Source organism: Halosegnis rubeus, assembly GCF_009184545.1.
GTDB classification, from domain to species: Archaea; Halobacteriota; Halobacteria; order Halobacteriales; family Haloarculaceae; genus Halosegnis; species Halosegnis rubeus.
The window spans coordinates 652,614-670,607 of the sequence record NZ_QJOW01000001.1; the positions used below are offsets into that span (position 1 = coordinate 652,614).

A 17,994-nucleotide genomic window follows, 5' to 3' on the forward strand; every position below is an offset into this window, starting at 1 on the left:
ACTCCCTCGTCGTAATGAGCGACGAGACCGAGGACAGGACCATCCTCCTCATCGGCAGTGGACCGATCCAGATTGGACAGGCCGCCGAGTTCGACTACTCCGGTGCGCAGGCGTGTCGCGCACTCCAGGAGGAGGGCGCGCGGGTCGTCCTCGTCAACTCGAATCCGGCCACCATCATGACCGACTCCGAGATGGCAGATAAGGTGTACGTCGAACCCATCACCGTCGACGCCATCTCGGAGATCATCGCGACCGAACAGCCCGACGGCGTCATCGCGGGGCTCGGCGGCCAGACCGGGCTGAACGTCACCGCCGAACTCGCCGAGGAGGGCGTCCTCGACGAGTACGATGTGGAGGTCATGGGCACGCCGCTCGACACCATCTACGCGACGGAAGACCGCGACCTCTTCCGCCAGCGCATGGAGGCCATCGGCCAGCCGGTCCCGCAGTCGACGACCATCGAGATGGACGAGGGCGAGTCCGTCACCGACCTCACGACCGAGGGCCTCCAAGACCGCGTCGACGAGGCGGTCGAAGCCGTCGGCGGGCTACCGGTCATCTCCCGCACCACCTACACCCTCGGCGGCTCCGGCTCCGGCGTCGTCGACGACATCGACGAGCTGTACGAGCGCGTTCGCAAGGGACTGCGTCTCTCTCGCAACTCCGAGGTGCTCATCACCGAGTCCATCTCGGGATGGGTAGAACTGGAGTACGAGGTGATGCGCGACGCCGACGACTCGTGTATCATCATCTGCAACATGGAGAACATCGACCCGATGGGTATCCACACCGGGGAGTCGACGGTCGTCACGCCCTCGCAGGTCATCCCCGACGAGGGCCACCAGGAGATGCGCGACGCCGCGCTCGGCGTCATCCGCGAGCTCGGGATTCAGGGCGGCTGTAACATCCAGTTCGCGTGGCACGACGACGGCACCCCCGGTGGCGAGTACCGCGTCGTCGAGGTGAACCCCCGCGTCTCCCGTTCGTCCGCGCTCGCATCGAAGGCGACCGGCTACCCGATTGCCCGCGTCACCGCGAAGGTCGCGCTCGGGAAGCGCCTCCACGAAATCGACAACGAGATCACCGGCGAGACGACCGCCGCCTTCGAGCCGGCGATCGATTACGTCGTCACGAAGGTGCCCCGCTGGCCCATCGACAAGTTCGGCGACGTGGAGTTCGAGCTGTCGACGGCGATGAAATCGACCGGCGAGGCGATGTCCATCGGCCGCACCTTCGAGGAGTCGCTGCTGAAGGCGTTGCGCTCCTCGGAGTACGACCCGGCGGTCGATTTCGCGACCGTCGATGACGAGACGCTCGAAGCCGAGTATCTGACCAAGCCGACGCCAGACCGTCCGTACGCGCTGTTCGAGGCGTTCTATCGCGGCTACGACACCGACGAACTCGTCGAGCTGACCGACATCCACGAGTGGTACGTCGAGCGCTTCGGCAACGTCACAACAGCGGCGAAGCAGGCGATGGAAGGCGACACCGACGCCGCGACCGCCATCGGCTTCACGAACCAGGAGGCGACGGCGCTGGCCGGCGGAGAGTTCAACGACACCCACGCCTCGTGGCTACCGGCGGCCCTCCACGTCGAGACCGGCGACGAGCCGGACGAGGTGGCGGCCGACGGTGCCGGTGCCGGCGCGAAGGTCGAGACCGTCGAGGAGACGGCGATCGACCGCCGCTTCAAGCAGGTGGACACCTGCGCCGGCGAGTTCGCTGCCTCGACGCCGTACTACTACTCGGCGCGCGAGCCGCTCTCGGAAATCGCCCGCGACGAGGTGAAAGTCGACACCGACGCCGAGAGCGTCGTCGTGGTCGGCGGCGGTCCGATTCGCATCGGGCAGGGTGTCGAGTTCGACTACTGTGCCGTGCACGCGGTGCGTGCCCTCCGCGAGCAGGGACTCGATGCCCACGTCGTCAACAACAATCCAGAGACGGTGTCGACTGACTACGACACCTCCGACGGACTGTTCTTCGAGCCGGTCACGGCAGAAGAGGTCGCCGACGCCGTGGAGGCGACGAACGCCGACGGCGTGATGGTGCAGTTTGGCGGTCAGACCTCCGTGAACGTCGGCGAGCCGCTCGAACGCGAACTCGACCGCCGCGGTCTCGACTGTGAGATTCTCGGCACGAGCACCGAGGCGATGGACCTCGCGGAGGACCGCGACCGCTTCAACGTCCTGATGGACGAGATGGGCATCGCACAGCCGGAAGGCGGCACGGCGACCTCCGAGGACGAAGCCTTGGACCTCGCCGACGACCTCGGCTACCCGGTGCTCGTGCGCCCGTCGTACGTGCTCGGCGGCCGCGCGATGGACGTGGTCTACTCCGACGCGGAGCTGAAGGAGTACATCGAAGAGGCGGTGCGCGTCTCCCCGGACAAGCCGATTCTCGTCGACGAGTTCCTCGCCGACGCTGTGGAACTCGATGTCGACGCGGTCGCCGACGGCGAGGACGTGCTCATCGGCGGCGTGATGGAGCACGTCGAAGCTGCGGGTGTCCACTCTGGCGACTCCGCGTGCATGATTCCGCCCCGTTCCCTGTCGGCCGAGACCCTTGAGCGCGTGCGCGAAGTGACCGAAGACATCGCAACCGCGCTCGACACCGTCGGCCTGCTGAACGTCCAGCTCGCGGTCCGCGACGGCGAGGTGTACGTGCTTGAGGCGAACCCGCGCTCCTCGCGTACGGTCCCGTTCGTCTCGAAGGCGACCGGCGTCCCGATTGCGAAGCTGGCGGCGAAGGTGATGGCCGGAGCGTCGCTCGCCGACCTCGGCGTCCACGAGCAGGTGCCGGAACACGTCTCCGTGAAGGAGGTCGTCCTGCCGTTCGACCGCCTGCCCGGCTCTGACCCGCGTCTCGGTCCCGAGATGAAGTCCACCGGCGAAGTGATGGGAACCGCCCGCTCGTTCGGCAAGGCGTATCTGAAGGCGCAGGACGCCACCGGCAAGCCGATTCCGACCGAGGGGACCGCGCTGCTCGACATCGAGACGCTGCGCGGCCTCTCACAGAAGAACGAAGACCTCTCGGACATCGAGGAGCGTCTCGTCCGCAACTTCGAGGTGACTACGCCCGACGACTACGACGACCTCGCGAGTGCGGTCCAGCGCGGCGAACTCGATTTGATCTGCTCGCGCGACCGCGACCTGCTCGAAACTGCGGTCGAAGAAGAGATTACGTACTTCTCCACGGTGCCGAGCACCCGCGCCGCGATGGAAGCCATCGAGACGAAAGACGAACCGCTCGACGTGCTCGCCCTGTCGGAGCGTCCGACAGAGCGTCGCGATTGGGGGACGTTGTGACCGTAGCCTGGGGCTGAGTCTCAGTTCGCTCGCCGCGCGAGCAGTCCGGCGCCGAGGAGTCCGGCCACCGCACCGACGGCGGTGAAGCCGGGCTGTCCGGCGGCGGTCGTTCCATCCGGACCGCTCGGACTCGCCGTGACCTCGAGTCCGTCGAGTGACGTGTTCGCACTCTAGCGGAGGGTACCGGCCACGTCAGCGTCAGGGGTCGGCATCGCCGACAGCCGGTAGCCGTCGGGTGCCGTGACGACGAACTGTCGGTCGGGACTGTAGTCGCTGGCGAACGGCTCTGCGAGCGTCAACTGCTCGCCGTCGACCGCCGCGAGATTCGTCCACGTCGCGGAGAGTTCGACCACGCCGGTGTCCGACTCCGTCCGCACGGTCGCGGTCGGGTCCGTTATCTCCATCTGTCGACCCGTCTCCGCTGCGGCCGACGACGCGACGCCGTCGAGCCGGCTCGCGAACGAGTCACGCATCTCGTTTACGTTCGTCTGGTTTGCCCGCAGCGTCTCGAACGCCTCGCGCTCGCTGTCGGTCGTCAGGTCGAACGTCAGCCGGAGGGTCACCTCGGCGTCGCCGTCGGCCGCGAGGTCGACGACGAACGCCTCACCGGGGTGTGAATCAGCCGCTGTCGCGGTACCGGCTCCGCTCGCGACGACTGCGATGACCAGCGCGGCGATACCGGCTCGCCGTAGTGCCGTTCCGACTGTGGTGTCACGGTTCACTGTTCCGTCTGGCTCGCCGTGTCCGTCTCCTCGTCGTCCACTTCGTCGTCGTCTTCGTCCGCCTTGTCATCGTCATCGTCGTCTTCGTCGTCATCTTCCTCGGTCTCGGCTTCGTCGTCCGCTTCGTCTTCATCGCCGGCGTTCGCGTGGTCCGGCGGGCCGCGCTCACCGTCGTCGTCATCGCGCTCCGGCGCGCGCTCGCTTCGATTATCGTCGCCTTCACCGCGGTCGTCCTCGTCACCCTCGTCGTCTGCGTCGTCGTCGCTGTGACCGGGGGCCTCGTCGCTACGGCCACGGTCACCGTTGTCACCGGCGTGTGGACTCTCCGTCATCGAGAGCGTCCCGTCGGTGAGTTCGTACTCGAACTCCGCCTCGAACTCGCCTTTCACGATTTCCACTTCGAACGACTCCGTACCGTTCGGAACGGCGAACGAGACGGTCCCGTTCGCGTCGGTCGTGCCGACCTGCTCGTCGTTCGCGTAGACGGACGCGCCGGCCACACCGCTCCCTTCGTACTGGACCGTCGCGGTGACCGTGTCACCCTCGAGCGTCGCGTCCGCAGTCAGGTTCCGGTACACCTCGTCGTCGTCCTCGCCGAGTTCGAACTCGAGTTCACCCTCGCCGGCTTCGAGTTCGACCTCGCCGCTCTCGGGCAGCGTCACCGACACGGTGCCGTCCGCACCGGTCGTGCCGACCGGCTCACCGTTGAGCGTCACCGTCACGTTCGACGCCGCCTCGCCGTCTGCGAGCGCGCGGACGGTGATGGTGCTGTTCGGTGCGATGTCGCCCTCGGCGACGACGAGTGCGAGTTCACGCTCTTCGTCTTCTTGTTCGGTGTCGTCTTCGTCGTCACCGCGTTCGCCGGCTTCCTCCGGCGGGCCGCGTCCGGGGTTGTTCTCGCTCGCCTCGTCCGCGTTGGCCGGACCCTTCTGTCGCGTGGTCGATTCCAGTTCCACGACCGTGCCCGCGGAGCCGTCGACGGTCGCGCTGGCCTGTCCGACGGTCGTGTTCGTGTTCACGTGGAAGCGGAACTCGTAGTTGCCGTCCTCGCTGTCGATCCGGCTGTTCACGAGCCGCCACTGCTTCTCGACCGTCGGGAGCGCGTCGCGTGCGGTATCGAGTGCTGTGCTCTGGTTGACGGTCAGGTTCGCGGACTCGTCGCCCGGACGATTGAGCTCACGCGACTGTTCGCCGTCCTCGCTTTCCACCTCAATGGTGAGTCCGTTCGCCGACTCGATTTCGACTTCGCCCTCGCGCTCGCCGGTGAACTGCTGGAGCAGCGCCGACGCGCCCGTGCCGCTGACGCTGTCGAGGCTATCGACCGCGCCGTCGAGCGCCGACTCGTTGAACCCCGCCGCGCGGAGTTCAAGCGCCGAGAACGCGTTCGAGCGCTCCGACAGTGCGTCGTAGGAGGCGAGCAGGTTCGACGCTCGAGAGTTCAGCGTCGCGATGCGCTGTGCGTACTCGGATTTCGTCAACTCGCCGTCCTCGTAGGCCTCGGTGGCTGTCTCGTAGGCGTCGGTGATGCGGTTTGTCCGCTCTTCGAGCGCGGCTGCTCGGTTAGCGAGCGCTCGTGCACGCGCCTCCTCGCTCGCGTTGTCGTACTCCACCTCGAATTCGGTCTCTTCGACCTCGCTCTGTACGTCGTCGCTCGTCACCGCCAGCACGGTCGAGAGCTGCTGGCCGGTCGTGACGTTGACGCTGCTGTTGTCGTCCTGTTGCAGCTCGGTCAGTTGGTCTGTGGTCGATGCGTCCGACGGGGTCACTGCCCCCACACCGCCCGCGGCCCCTGCGGTGAGCATGAGCATCGCGAACAGTGTCGCGGTCAGTTTGCGAACCATATCTCCCCCAAGTAGCGCTACCCATATCAACCGGGTCGACGCTGGCGGTAGTTTGCGGTCGATTTCGAACGTTTGCAGACGTTTGCAGACGGTTGTACCCCGTCGCCCGGTGTTGATTTCCCAAATATATCAACTGAATTTCAATTGCTTGCACACGTCTCAAGATATTTATCTCGGACGTTAGTAGCTCGGCTATGAGACGGCTGGTCGTCGTGGCAACCCTGCTGCTCGTGGCCAGCACCATCGTCGTCGGGGGCGTCCAGCAGACGCCCGATGCCGACAACACCGTCACGCGCATCGCGGTCCAGCCGGACGGCGACGCCGAGTGGACGGTCACTGTTCGAACGCGGCTCGAAACCGAAGAGGAGCTGCGCGCGTACGAGGAGTTCCAGTCGCGGTTCAGAGCCAACACCTCCGAGTACGTCTCGCCGTTCCGAACCCGCATCGAGGGTGTCGTCGCGTCGAGCGCGACCGCGACCGACCGGGAGATGCGCGCACGGAACGTCACGGCCGCGACGGACATCCGCCAACTCCCCCGTCGGTGGGGAGTCGTCACCTACTCGTTCACGTGGACGCAGTTTGCAGCCGCCGACCGGGACGTCCTCGCCGTCGGTGACGTGTTCGCGGGGGGCTTCTTCATCGCCGAGAACGACACGCTCGTCGTTACGACGCCGCCGGAGTACACGCTCGCGGAGGTCGAGCCGACCCCCGACAGCCGCGACGGCGACACGGTTCGGTGGCGTGGCCAGCGCGATTTCAGTGACGGTCGCCCGGCGCTCCGGCTCGAACCGGCCCCAGCGGAAACGACGACGGGGACGGCGGACGGCGGTGGCGGGCTACCGCTCGCAGCGCTGGGCGGTCTGCTCGCTCTCGTCGCCGCAGCGCTCGGCGTGTATCTGTACCGCGGTCGGGACGGGAGTACTGGGGCCGAGCCGCCGGGGACCGATCGGCCGGACGCTGGTCCCGGTTCCGGTCCAGTACCGAACGGGGCGGAAACGACGACGGCAGCGTCGGACCCGACCCTCACGGACGGTGAGCGGGTCGAGCAACTGCTCGCGGACAACGGCGGCCGGCTGAAACAGGGAGACATCGCGGAGGCGTTCGAGTGGTCGGCCTCGAAGACCTCTCGCGTGGTCTCGCAGCTGGCCGACGACGGGCGGGTCGAGAAGCTTCGCATCGGACGCGAGAACGTCGTCTCGCTCTCCAAGACGGAGTGACCGCGACTCTGCCGGCCGGTCGCGACGCACTCGATGTCTCCCCCACCGACCTTTTGTGTCGCCCGTTATGAAACGGTGGCGTATGAATTGACGGAAATCGTCATTACGGCGACCGCGGCAGCGACCGCAGCGGTGGCGGGTTGCTCCGGAACCAGCGAGAGCCCCGGCGGCGGCGGAAACGAGACGGTCGCCGCGGAGGACCCCTCTGCCGGTGTGACTTCCCGTCAGTCCCTACGGATGACCGTCGGTGAGAGCGTCGCCGGCTCCGAGTGGACCTCGATCGCGGCCGAGTATCCGCGCGAGCACTTTACGCTTCAGTCGGCACAACACGAGGAGCTGTCGCTCGGCGTCGACACGACGGGCGATGGGACCGTCAACGAGTCGTTCGACGAATCGAACGTGAGCGGTGCAAACAACAACGCGTACTCGTTCAACATCGGTCTCGACACCGGGTACGAACTCCAGCAGGGAGACGTCGTCGTCGTCGAGTACCCCGCCGTCGACAATCCCGACGAGGCGGGCGAGTACGAGGTCGACCTGACGCTCAACGACGAGCAGTCGGCGACGGGCACGCTTTCGATTCAGTAACGGCCCCCTGAGAAGCGATTTCCTGCGTCGCGTTCCGTGTGCTGACCGACGACAGTGATTACGCCGCCAGCTCGGCGTCCTTGGCGAGCGCGAGCACGTCGTCGAAGAAGTCCAGCGAGTCGTTCGGACCGGGATTCGCCTCGGGGTGGTACTGGCGGGTGAGCACGTCGAGCTCGTCACTCTCCAGCCCCTCGGGGGTGTCGTCGTTGACGTTCACCTGCGTCACTTCGAGCTGGCCGGGTTCGGAGACGGTGTAGCCGTGATTCTGGGTCGTCATGACGACGCGTCCGGACCGGAGGTCACGCACCGGCTGATTGACGCCGCGGTGACCGAAGTCCATCTTCTCGGTCTCGCCGTCGAGCGCGCCCGCGATGACCTGCTGGCCGAGACAGATGCCCGCGAGTGGCACCTCGCCGACGAACTCCTCGACGAGCGCGTGGGCGGCGGTGAAGTTCTCCGGGTCGCCCGGCCCGTTCGAGATGAACAGGATGTCGGGGTCGAGATGCTCCACGTCGGCGGCGGTCGCGTCGTACGGGAGCACGTCGACGACGGCGTCACGCTCCACGAGCGAGGACGTGATGGAGCCTTTCGCGCCACAGTCGACCAGCGCGACGTGAGGGCCGTCTCCGTTCGGATTGTGCGTGTGTCGCTTTGCGACGGAGACCTGTTGGCCGATGTCGGTGTGTTCGCTCATCCCCTTGCACGCCGACAGCTCCTCGCGGGCGGCCGCCTCGGTGGCGTCAGGTCCGGCGGCGATACCACACTTCATCGCCCCCTCCTCGCGGATTCCGGTGACGAGGTCGCGGGTGTCGAGGTGGTCGATTGCTGGCACGTCCTCCTCGGTGAGCCACTCGGCCACGTCGTCGGTGAGTTCGCGCGCGACGACCGCACGCGGGTGGACGCGGTCGGACTCGAACCGCTCCTCGCGGACGCCGTAGTTCCCGATGAGCGGGTACGAGAAGGTGAGCACCTGCTCCTCGTAGGAGGGGTCGGTCAGCGACTCCTCGTAGCCGGTGTAGGCGGTCGTGAAGACGAGCTCTCCGCGGGTGGTCCCCGGTGCGCGGCTGCGGGCTTCCACCACACGGCCGCTCTCCAGTGCGACGTATGCCGTTTCCATTACGAGACTCGTACTCTCGCACCGTTGTTAATCGTTCGGTTCGAAGCGAAGCTACGAAATTCGCAACCATCAAGTGTTGCCGGTCGAACTCTCACACCTCAATGGACGACCTCGACCGGTCGATACTGAACATCCTGCGGCGAGACGCACGCACGCCCTACACCGAGATTGCAGAGCGGGTCGGCACCTCCGAGGGGACGGTCCGCAACCGCGTCGAGCGTATGCTGGAAGAGGGCGCTATCGAGCGATTCACCGTCGCCACCCGAACGGGCAACGTGAAGGCGATGGTCGAGGTCGGGGTCGCCGTCGACGTGGACACCCGCGCCGTCTCGGAGTCGATGGCCGACTGGGACGCCGTCGATTACGTCTGGCAGGTGTCAGGCGACGAGGATATCGTCCTCGTCGTCGACGCGACCGACACCAGCGCCTTGAACCAACTCATCACCAAGGCGCGGGAACTCGACGACGTGGTCTCGACGAAGACGCGGCTCATCCTCAACGAACGGCTCGGCTGACCGACACCGTTAATCGGGTACTGAACGTTCAGTCAGTCATGAGTGCGATACGAACGACGGGGTTGAGTAAGCGCTACGGCGAGACCGTGGCCGTCGACGACCTCTCCGTCACCGTGGAATCGGGGGAGGTGTTCGGCATGCTGGGACCGAACGGTGCCGGCAAGTCGACGCTCATCGGCATGTTGTGCACCCTTTCGACGCCGACCGACGGGGAGGCGACCGTGAACGGCTACGACATTCGAAGCGAGCGCGACGCGGTCCGTGACAGCATCGGCGTCGTGTTCCAGGAGCCGGCGTTGGACGAGGAGCTAACCGCGGCGGAGAATCTGGCATTTCACGCCCGGATGTACGGGCTTTCCCGGGAAGAGCGCCGCGAGCGCATCGGTGACCTGCTCGATCTCGTCGAACTCGCCGACGTGGCTGACGACCCCGTCGGGGAGTACTCAGGCGGGATGAAACGCCGCCTCGAAATCGCCCGCGGGCTGATTCACGAGCCGGAGGTGCTGTTCTTAGACGAACCGACGCTCGGGCTCGATGCACAGACCAGACGCGCGACGTGGCGCTACATCGAGCGCATGAACGACGAGCGCGGCGTCACCGTTGTCTTGACGACCCACTACATGGAGGAGGCCGACCACCTCTGTGACCGGGTCGCCATCGTCGACGACGGAAACGTCATCGCACTCGACACCCCGACGACGCTGAAGGCTCAGCAGGGAGGTGACATGCTCGAACTCGGGCTGGAGGGCGACGTGGTGACACTCACAGCCCGACTCGAGGACACGCCGTGGGTCGAATCCGTCACCGCCACGGACGCGGGCGTACAGGTCGCGCTCGCGGGCGACCGGACGCGCGTCCCGGACGTGGTGCGGTTGGCAGACGAGACCGGGGTCACCATCACGGCGGTCGAGGTCCACCGGCCGAGCCTGGAAACCGTCTTCCTCGCATTGACCGGGAACACGATTGCCGAGGCCGCAGCAGAGGGAAAACAGTGAGTCTCCTCGACCCACAGGCCGTGTACGCGCTATGGCTGCGCGACGTGAAGCGGTTCGTCCGAACGCCCTCGCAGGTAGCCGGGACACTCGTCTTCCCGCTGATGTTTCTGGTCTTCCTCGGGACGGGGTTCAGCGACGCGGCCCTCCCGGGGATTCCGGCGGGCGTCGAGTATATCCAGTATCTCGTCCCCGGCATCGTCGGATTCACCATGCTGTTTGGTGCCTCCTTTGCCGGACTCGCCATCCTCGGCGCACAGGACACGGGCTTCCTGAAGGAGATTCTGGTCGCGCCGGTGAGCCGTACCTCCATCGTCCTCGGCTGGATCGCCGGCGGCGCGACGACGGCGCTGATTCAGGGGTCGCTCGTCTTCCTCATCGCGATTCCGCTCGGCTTCCGGGTGGCGAACCCGCTGTTATTGCCCGTCGTCGCCGTCGTCCTGCTGTTGCTCGCGGTGACGTTCGTCGGCTTCGGCGTCGCGCTCGCCTCGCAGTTTTCCGACACGCAGGGATTCGGACTGCTCATCCAGTTCATCGTCTTCCCGATTTTCTTCCTCTCGGGGGCGCTGTTTCCGCTGAGCGAACTGCCCGCCGTGGCGCAGTATCTCGGCCGCGTGAACCCCCTCACCTACGGCGTCGACGCGCTCCGTGGTGCACTCGTCGGAGCCTCGACGTATCCGCTCGCCCTTGATGTACTCGCGCTCGGTGTGTCGGCCGCCGTGATGGTCGCCGTCGGCGCGTGGCTGTTCGGTCGCGTCGAGTCCGTCTGAACGCCGTGGGCAGTCGAAGGGTAATTAACCGCTGTTGCCGTCCCCACGCGTATGAGTACGGACTCCGACCCGACCGGCGCGGTCAACGAAGACGCCGCCCACGAGAACGCCGGCCAGGACGTCATCGCGGTCGACGCCGACGACAACGAGGAGCGACTCGTCAACCGACTTGATGCCCACACCGGCGACGGGATTCGCCACCGCGCGTTCACCTGTCTCGTCTTCGACGGCGACGGCCACGTCCTGCTCGGCCAGCGCGCGCCGGGTAAGCGGCTCTGGGACACCCACTGGGACGGCACCGTCGCCTCCCACCCGGTCCAGGGCCAGACGCAGAAGGAAGCCACCCGACAGCGGCTCGAAGAGGAACTCGGGGTCACCCCCGACCAGTACGACGACCTCCGCGTGACGGACAGGTTCGAGTACAAGCGTTACTACCTCGAAGAGGGGCTCGAGTGGGAGGTGTGTGCGGTCCTCAAGTGTACGCTCGACGACCGGACCCTCGACCCCGACCCCGAAGAGATTGCCGGCACGATGTGGGTCCCGTACGAGCGGCTCCACGAGCATCCGCGCTGGTACCGTCAGCTCCGACTGTGTCCGTGGTTCGAGATCGCGATGCGGCGCGACTTCTAACGCGACGCGAACGCGTCGAGAAACGCGGTCGGCTGTTCTGCGTGCGGGAGGAGGTCCGTCCCGTCGATACTCGTGAACGACGCCCCGGCAGTGTCAGCCATCGCCCGCCCGACCTCCGGTTCGGGCATCTCCGCCTCGCTTCCCCAGATGATGGTGACGGGCACGCCGACTGTCTCCAGTTCGACGCCGAGGTCGGCGTCGATGTCGAGGAAACCAGCGATAAACGACGCCGGTGCGAACCGCGCGTTCGGCTGGTGGGCCGTCTGCCAGTCGTACTCGACCCACTCGTCGGTGACGGCGTCGGCGTCCGAAAAGCCGTGGTCCGCGAGAAACCACCGGATGGACGGCTTCGAGGTGAGCAGATTGTACAGCCCCTCGCCCAGGACGGGTGAGCGAAACAGCGACCGCACGAACGGGTGTTCGCCGGGTATCGTCGTCGGAGTCGGACAGACGAGCACCAGCTCCGCGACCGAAACCTCACTCGCGGCGCGGGTTGCGTACGCGGCCGTGAGCGAGGAGCCGACCACGACCGGCTCGTCGCTCTGTTCCCGCAGGAAGTCCGTGACGAAGGCGGTGTACAGCGACCCCGAGTAGAGGAGCGGTGGGCGCTCGGAGCCACCGAACCCCGGGAGGTCGGGTGCGATGACGTGGTACTCCTCGGCGAGCGTCTCGGCGACGTGGACGAACTCGTGAGAGGAGCCGGCGGCGTTCAGCCCGTGCAACAGGACGAGGTCACGATTCTCCGGGTCGCCGAGTTCGGTGTAGGCGATGTCGAAGCCGCGCCAGCGGAACGTGGTCTGTTCTTGGCCTAGCGGTGGTTCGAACTCGTCGGCACGCAGCGTTCGGTTCCCGAGCAGGAGTCCGCCGACAGCGCCGGCTGCGCCAAGCGCGAGCGTTCTGGGTCGCATACCCGCAGTTGGGGCGCGACGCCGAAAAGTACCGCTGTCTCCTCTACTCGCTGTTCGTCGTGTCGTCCGTCGACTCTCCGCTCGTCGTCTCGCTCTCGCTGTCGCCTTCGGCCTCTTCGATCGCTGCCGTCGCCGCGACCTGCTCCACGTCGATATCGTGTTCGTCGGCGATTGCCTCGATGAGCGCGCGCTGTTCGTCCACTTTGTGTTCGAGCCGGCCGACGCGCTGGTGGGTGTCGTCCACCCGTTCCTGTGTCTCGTCGACCTTCTCGCGCACCTCGTTCATCCGGGCGTAGAGCTTCTCGGCGAGGTCAGAGAGCTGTTGTATCTTCTTTGCCGCGTTTCCGAGTCCAACCATACCGTCACCTGTGTGGCGAGGGTGGTGACTGTTTCCCTTCGACTCTCGGCACGGTTAACTGTCGGCCGGTTCGAGTTCACGCATGGTCTCTCTTCGCACGCCGCCCACGGTGGGTATCGGTGCCGCGCTGGTCGTGCTCGGACTGCTCGCCGCGCCGTATCTCCTCATCCCCGAGGCCTCGGCGGTCGGCACGTACTACAACGCTGGAGCGGTGACGCCCCTGGTCGCCGGGCTGTTCGCGCTCGTCACCGTCGTCGTCTTCGCCGCCGGGCGGGAGGGTCGCACCGACCCTCCGACCGCGGCCGGCGTCGCGATTGTCTTCGGCGGATTCGCCACGCTCGTCGCGCTCGTGTGGACCGTCACTATCCCCGATCCCGCCTCGCTCGTCGGCTCGCTCGGCAGTGTGCGTGGGGCCGGGGCGACCTTCCTCGAGTACCACCGCTATCTGGTGTTCTTAGCGACGACGGGTATCGCTGCGTGTGGCGGCTGGTTCGCGCGCGAGCTCGGACTGTTGTGACTCGGCGGTCGATGACGGAATGAATGGGTGGACCCCGGCGTTGCCTGGCCGTTCCAGCATGGGGAATCCCGGTTGCCTCCTCCACCCCGCGGCCCCACGGGCGACAGCTGTCTGCAGGCCCGCTGCTCACTTCCGTGCCTGACGGATTACCTGCGGTCAATCGCGCCGCATACCTCCCTGCAGAGGCTGGAACGCGAACCGCTGCCCTCGTGGGACGAGGTTTCTACGTTGGCTCCCGGGGCCCACACTGGGCGGGCCAGACGCGACCGGGCTTCGGTCCCTGCTGAAGACCATACTGCAGGTGGCGAGCGGGGCCTAACCGCCCGACCTAGTCCACTTGGAAGAAGTACAGTGGCCCATAAGGGCCTTTCGTTCACCGTCAGTCGTCGCTCTCGACCAACTGACGGGTCGCCAGCGCGTCGGCGGCCTTGCCGCGGCCCGACACCACGCGCTGTGGATACGGGATGGAGATGCCGGCGTCGTCGAACGCCTGTTTCACCTTTGTCACGTACTCCCCGCGCGTGCGGACGAAGTCAGCACGCGACGGCTGAGAAATCCAGATGCGCGACTGGAGTCCGACGTACGAGTCGGCGAGTTCGGTGAGCCGGACGGACGGCTCCGGGTCGTCAAGAATCTCGGGGTGCTTTTCGGCCTCGTCGATGATAATCTCGGTTGCCTTGTCGATGTCGTCCTCGTAGTCGATACCGAAGACGAACTTGAGGCGGAGCTTGTCCTTCGCGACGGGGTTCTTGATGACGCCGTCGGTGAGCTGGCTGTTCGGCACGGTCAGCAGTTCGTTGTCGAACGTGCGGACGCGCGTGACGCGCAGCGAGATGTCCTCGACGATACCGCGGTTGTCGTCCCACTCGATCCAGTCGCCGATGCGGAACGGCTTGTCCGTGTAGATGAACAGCCCGGCGACAAAGTTCGCGAGCACGTCCTGCATCGCGAACCCGATAGCGAGCGTCGCGGCCGCCGCGATGGTGGCGAGCGACTGGAGGAAGTTCCCGAAGCCGGCCAGCCCGAAGGCCACCGCGATAGCGATGAAGACGACCACGCCCCCGACGAGCTTCTTGATCGGTCGTTTCGCGTGGGCGTCGAGGTCGCGGCGGTCGAGCAGACGGTCGGTGAAGGGCCGCGCCAGCAGTCGTCCGAGCAGATACACCGCCACGAAGACGACGATGAAGATGACCACTGCACCCAGCGGGTTCGCGATAGACGCGGGAACGCCAAGTTCGGCGAGGAAATTTGCCACCGCAGCTGGAGCCTCAGTGGGGTCCGGCGTCGCCTGCTGGAGCGGGAACATCAGTGGAACACCCCGGTGTGTCCACGCGTCTCGACGAGTTCGGCGTCGACGGTCTCGGCCAACTCCTCGGCCAGTTCTTCCGTGGTCGTTCCGCCCCGTGCAGACCGGAGGAACTTCACCTTCACCAGCTCACGCTCCTGCAGCTGGGAGGTGAGTTCGTCGGCGACCGATTCGATGCCGCCTTTTCCGACGCGGACTGTCGTCTCGACGTCGTGTGCGCGCGCTTGCAGGTCCTTCGACATACCACGACTTCAAGGCCGGATGGTTTGAAACTTGCCGCCGGCGCTTACTGGTACGGATAGCGAGCGTGCGAGCCACAGTCACACCTAATCGTGACGTGGCCGTTACGCGTCCGGACGCGAGCGTTGCGCCCGGGTATCAGATACCGGTCGCAGTCGCCACAGGAGAACCGCTTCAGTCGCGTCGGCAAGTCGAGTCGGTGACGCTCCGCCACGCGGCGAGCGCGGCGAACGTACGACCGGGCGCGCTCGTCGTTACCGTCGCGTGCGGCCGTGCGGGCGAGGTCACAGAGCCGGTCAATGCGGTCGGCCGCGAGCGTTGCCATATCCGGAGAATGGACGCCCGCGGCTTGTCGGTTCCGGTGTTCCGGCAGTTTCAAGCCGACGCCCGGGACAGTTCCGACAAATGGCGATGCGCGTCAGCCACTACTTCGAGTGGGAGCGGGCCATCACCGGCGGGCAGGCCCAGTCGGTGGCAAACCAACGACAGATACTCGACGACCACGGCATCGCCTACACGACCACACCCGACGTGTCGGCTGATATCCTCCATCTCAACAACATGGGGCCGCGGTCGGTGTATTACGCGCGTCGGGCGCGACAGGCGGGCACGCCGGTCGTGGTCCACACCCACCAGACTGCCGCCGACTTCGAGGACAGCTTCGCCTTCTCGAACGTGCTGGCCAAGCCGATGGGTCCGTATCTGGAGTATGCCTACGGGTTGGCGGACGTGCTCGTCTGTCCCTCCGAGCACAATCGCGCGGTCGTCGACCGCTACACCGGCGTCCCGAAGCGCGTCATCTCCAACGGGTTCGACCCGAACAAACTCGACGGCTACGACGACCCCGACCTTCGCGCCGAGTATCTCGACCGATACGACCTCGACCCGCCGGTCGTCTTCAACGTCGCGCACGTCCTCGAACGGAAGGGACTGGAGACGTTCATCGAGACGGCTCGCGCGATGCCCGACACCGACTTCGTCTGGTTCGGCTATCTGAATCCGACCGGTGGCTTCTTGGGGCAGTTCCTCCAGTCGAGCGAGTCCAAGCGGCTCGTCGAGAGTGCGCCGGACAACTGCATCTTCACCGGCTACGTGGACGACATCGCCGGCGCGTTCGCCGCGGGCGACATCTTCTACTTCCCGACCCACAACGAGAACGAGGGGATGGCGCTGTTGGAGGCGATGTCGACCGGCGTTCCGCCCGTCATCCGTGGCATCGACACTTACGACTGGCTCGACGACGGGGAGACGTGTCTGAAGGCCGACTCCGTCGCCGGCTTCGAGACCGCGCTCCGTGCCCTCATCGACGACCCAGAGGAGCGCGCTCGCATCGGGCAGAACGCCCGGACCGAAACCGAGCGGTTTACCCTCGACACTGTCGGTGACCAGCTCGTCGCACTGTACCGCGACCTCACCGACGCATGACCGGCGACCTCCCGGCCGTCGCGGCCTTCACCGACACGTACCTCCCGACGGTGAACGGGGCGACCTACACCATCGAGTCGTGGCGCGACCGCTGGGAGCGACGCGGGGGCCGAATGCACGTCATCTACCCAGCCAGCGACCACGAGCCGACGGCTCGCGAGCATCCCGTCGAGAGCCTCTCGTTCCCGTTTTACGAGGGTCTCTACGTCAGCACGCCGCGCGTTCCGCGTGGTCTCTACGACATCGACATCGTCCACGCGCACACGCCCTTCTCGCTCGGCATCGCGGGCTACCGGTACGCCCGCAGACACGACGTGCCCCTCGTCGCCTCCTACCACACGCCGACGAGCGAGTACGTCGAGTATCTGCCCGCCGGCGTCCTCTCGGATTCACTCGCCTCGATCGCGTCGGGCTACGAGCGCCGGTATCTCGACCGCGCCGACGCCGTCACCGTCCCGTCGGAACCCACACGCGACCACCTCCGTGACCTCGATGTCGACACCCCGATCACGGTCGTCCCGAACGGTATCGACACCGAGCGGTTCCGCCCGGTCGGGGAGGACGAGCGAGCCGCGTTCCGCGCCCGCCACGGACTCCCGAGCGGGCCGCTCGTCGGCTACACGGGTCGCCACGGCTACGAGAAGGAACTCGACGCGATTTTGGATATCGCCCCCGACATCGACGCGACGGTCGTCTTCGGCGGTGACGGGCCGGCCCGGGAATCGCTCGAAAGCCGTGCTCGCGATACCGGCGCCGACGTGCGCTTTCTCGGCTTCCTCGACCGCGACGAGCTTCCCGCGTTCTACGCGTCACTCGACGTGTTCGCCTTCCCGAGTCCCGTCGAGACCCAGGGGCTTGTCGCGCTGGAGGCGAACGCCTGTGGCACGCCGGTCGTCGGCGTCGACGCCGGTGCGCTCGCCGAAACGATCGTCGACGGCGAGACGGGGTATCACTTCCAACGCGGCGACACCAGCGGGTTCCGACAGGCGACGGAGCGTGCACTCGCTGCGAGCGAGACGCTCCGCGATACGTGTCTCGCACGTCGTGAGAACGTTGGCGTCGACGCGGCCGTCGATGCGTTGGCCGCCGTCTACGACTCTGTCCGGTAGCTACTCCAGCGCCTCGCCGATACGCTCCAGTTCGCGCCGGATGTCGTGGAGTTCGTCGCGAACCTTCCGGACCTCGCGAACGAGTTCCTCGTCGGCCTTCGAGGAGCCGCCACTCTCTTCGCCAGCGCCGGGTGCACCTCCGGGACCGCCACCCATGCCGCCCATGCCGCCGGGACCGCCGCCACCGCCCATTGCACCGCCCGGGCCGCCGCCCATCATGCCGCCCATCATCTGAGCGAACGGATTCCCGCCCATGCCGCCGGGACCGTCACCGCCCATCATCTCTTCGAGTCGCTCCTCGCGCGAGCGGTCGTCGTCGCCTTCCTCGCGCTCGTCGGCGCGCTGTTGGCGAATCTCCTCGACGCGCTCGCGGAACGATTTCTCCTCGTCTCCTTCGCCGGACTCCTCGGGCTGTTCGTCGTCGGACATACCAC

The 17,994-nt window shown here is 66.5% G+C and carries 19 protein-coding genes, 1 other RNA gene and 1 pseudogene; 10 read left to right on the forward strand and 11 right to left on the reverse strand.

What is annotated here, in order from left to right; translation table 11 throughout:
- Positions 1 to 14: 14 nt before the first annotated feature.
- On the forward strand, positions 15 to 3,305 hold the full coding sequence (gene carB, locus DMP03_RS03485; protein ID WP_152119322.1) for a carbamoyl-phosphate synthase large subunit: 3,291 nt from the start codon (positions 15 to 17) through the stop codon (positions 3,303 to 3,305).
- Positions 3,306 to 3,325: 20 nt separating this feature from the next.
- On the opposite strand, the pseudogene DMP03_RS14875 reads toward carB, so the two are convergent.
- The 3 genes and pseudogenes from DMP03_RS14875 to DMP03_RS03500 all read right to left on the reverse strand — a co-directional run.
- Positions 3,326 to 3,400 (reverse strand): annotated as a pseudogene (locus DMP03_RS14875) (PGF-CTERM sorting domain-containing protein); the annotation flags it as partial.
- 75 nt (positions 3,401 to 3,475) lie between these two features.
- The gene (locus DMP03_RS03495; protein ID WP_152119323.1) at positions 3,476 to 4,027 is read right to left on the reverse strand and encodes a DUF7345 domain-containing protein; all 552 of its coding nucleotides are present in this window, start codon (positions 4,025 to 4,027) and stop codon (positions 3,476 to 3,478) included.
- Positions 4,024 to 5,868 carry a hypothetical protein gene (locus DMP03_RS03500; protein ID WP_152119324.1) on the reverse strand — a complete coding sequence of 615 codons (1,845 nt, stop codon included), beginning with the start codon at positions 5,866 to 5,868 and terminating at the stop codon, positions 4,024 to 4,026. Before DMP03_RS03500 ends, DMP03_RS03495 begins: the two co-directional genes overlap by 4 nt.
- A 194-nt stretch (positions 5,869 to 6,062) precedes the next feature.
- On the opposite strand from DMP03_RS03500, the gene DMP03_RS03505 reads away from it, so the two are divergent.
- Both DMP03_RS03505 and DMP03_RS03510 read left to right on the forward strand, forming a co-directional pair.
- Complete coding sequence (locus DMP03_RS03505; protein WP_152119325.1) at positions 6,063 to 7,085, forward strand: helix-turn-helix transcriptional regulator; 1,023 nt, start codon at positions 6,063 to 6,065, stop codon at positions 7,083 to 7,085.
- Between the two features lie 132 nt (positions 7,086 to 7,217).
- The gene (locus tag DMP03_RS03510) at positions 7,218 to 7,673 is read left to right on the forward strand and encodes a hypothetical protein (RefSeq protein ID WP_152119326.1); all 456 of its coding nucleotides are present in this window, start codon (positions 7,218 to 7,220) and stop codon (positions 7,671 to 7,673) included.
- A gap of 58 nt (positions 7,674 to 7,731) precedes the next feature.
- Here DMP03_RS03510 and carA read toward each other — a convergent pair whose 3' ends face one another.
- Positions 7,732 to 8,790, reverse strand: coding sequence for a glutamine-hydrolyzing carbamoyl-phosphate synthase small subunit (gene carA, locus DMP03_RS03515; protein WP_152119327.1), 1,059 nt, complete (start codon positions 8,788 to 8,790; stop codon positions 7,732 to 7,734).
- A 101-nt stretch (positions 8,791 to 8,891) separates the two neighbouring features.
- On the opposite strand from carA, the gene DMP03_RS03520 reads away from it, so the two are divergent.
- Genes DMP03_RS03520 through DMP03_RS03535 form a run of 4 tightly spaced genes read left to right on the forward strand, consistent with a single transcriptional unit; the run spans position 8,892 to position 11,697 of the window.
- Positions 8,892 to 9,305, forward strand: a complete 414-nt coding sequence (locus DMP03_RS03520; RefSeq protein ID WP_075936683.1) for an Lrp/AsnC family transcriptional regulator — start codon at positions 8,892 to 8,894, stop codon at positions 9,303 to 9,305.
- 38 nt (positions 9,306 to 9,343) lie between these two features.
- Positions 9,344 to 10,300, forward strand: coding sequence for an ATP-binding cassette domain-containing protein (locus tag DMP03_RS03525; RefSeq protein WP_152119328.1), 957 nt, complete (start codon positions 9,344 to 9,346; stop codon positions 10,298 to 10,300).
- Positions 10,297 to 11,067: an ABC transporter permease gene (locus DMP03_RS03530; protein ID WP_152119329.1), complete on the forward strand. Its 771-nt coding sequence runs from the start codon at positions 10,297 to 10,299 to the stop codon at positions 11,065 to 11,067. The genes DMP03_RS03525 and DMP03_RS03530 overlap by 4 nt, the downstream gene beginning before the upstream one ends.
- 51 nt (positions 11,068 to 11,118) lie before the next feature.
- Entirely contained in the window at positions 11,119 to 11,697 is a 579-nt protein-coding gene (locus DMP03_RS03535) for an NUDIX hydrolase (protein ID WP_152119330.1), read from the forward strand.
- Here the strand turns inward: DMP03_RS03535 and DMP03_RS03540 are convergent.
- A complete protein-coding gene (locus tag DMP03_RS03540; protein WP_152119331.1) occupies positions 11,694 to 12,605 on the reverse strand; it encodes an alpha/beta fold hydrolase in 912 nt (303 codons plus the stop codon). The genes DMP03_RS03535 and DMP03_RS03540 overlap by 4 nt on opposite strands.
- Positions 12,606 to 12,648: 43 nt before the next feature.
- Positions 12,649 to 12,963 (reverse strand): DUF5798 family protein, encoded by a 315-nt coding sequence (locus tag DMP03_RS03545; protein WP_152119332.1) that lies wholly within the window; start codon positions 12,961 to 12,963, stop codon positions 12,649 to 12,651.
- An 82-nt stretch (positions 12,964 to 13,045) separates the two neighbouring features.
- Between DMP03_RS03545 and DMP03_RS03550 the strand changes: the two genes are divergently transcribed.
- Complete coding sequence (locus DMP03_RS03550) at positions 13,046 to 13,480, forward strand: DUF7548 family protein (RefSeq protein ID WP_152119333.1); 435 nt, start codon at positions 13,046 to 13,048, stop codon at positions 13,478 to 13,480.
- A gap of 25 nt (positions 13,481 to 13,505) precedes the next feature.
- Here DMP03_RS03550 and ffs read toward each other — a convergent pair.
- From ffs to DMP03_RS03570, 4 genes are all read right to left on the reverse strand, one after another.
- An RNA gene (gene ffs / locus DMP03_RS03555) (signal recognition particle sRNA) lies at positions 13,506 to 13,819 on the reverse strand.
- A gap of 40 nt (positions 13,820 to 13,859) precedes the next feature.
- The gene (locus tag DMP03_RS03560; protein ID WP_152119334.1) at positions 13,860 to 14,786 is read right to left on the reverse strand and encodes a mechanosensitive ion channel family protein; all 927 of its coding nucleotides are present in this window, start codon (positions 14,784 to 14,786) and stop codon (positions 13,860 to 13,862) included.
- Positions 14,786 to 15,028, reverse strand: a complete 243-nt coding sequence (locus DMP03_RS03565) for a YhbY family RNA-binding protein (protein ID WP_152119335.1) — start codon at positions 15,026 to 15,028, stop codon at positions 14,786 to 14,788. The genes DMP03_RS03560 and DMP03_RS03565 overlap by 1 nt, the downstream gene beginning before the upstream one ends.
- Before the next feature lie 44 nt (positions 15,029 to 15,072).
- On the reverse strand, positions 15,073 to 15,351 hold the full coding sequence (locus DMP03_RS03570) for a ribonuclease P protein component 4 (RefSeq protein WP_152119336.1): 279 nt from the start codon (positions 15,349 to 15,351) through the stop codon (positions 15,073 to 15,075).
- A gap of 86 nt (positions 15,352 to 15,437) precedes the next feature.
- On the opposite strand from DMP03_RS03570, the gene DMP03_RS03575 reads away from it, so the two are divergent.
- Together DMP03_RS03575 and DMP03_RS03580 are read left to right on the forward strand one after the other, a co-directional pair.
- On the forward strand, positions 15,438 to 16,451 hold the full coding sequence (locus tag DMP03_RS03575) for a glycosyltransferase family 4 protein (RefSeq protein ID WP_152119514.1): 1,014 nt from the start codon (positions 15,438 to 15,440) through the stop codon (positions 16,449 to 16,451).
- Entirely contained in the window at positions 16,448 to 17,560 is a 1,113-nt protein-coding gene (locus tag DMP03_RS03580) for a glycosyltransferase (RefSeq protein WP_152119337.1), read from the forward strand. Before DMP03_RS03575 ends, DMP03_RS03580 begins: the two co-directional genes overlap by 4 nt.
- Here the strand turns inward: DMP03_RS03580 and DMP03_RS03585 are convergent, their stop codons facing one another.
- On the reverse strand, positions 17,561 to 17,989 hold the full coding sequence (locus DMP03_RS03585) for a hypothetical protein (RefSeq protein WP_152119338.1): 429 nt from the start codon (positions 17,987 to 17,989) through the stop codon (positions 17,561 to 17,563). It lies immediately after the preceding gene.
- Between the last annotated feature and the right edge of the window lie 5 nt (positions 17,990 to 17,994).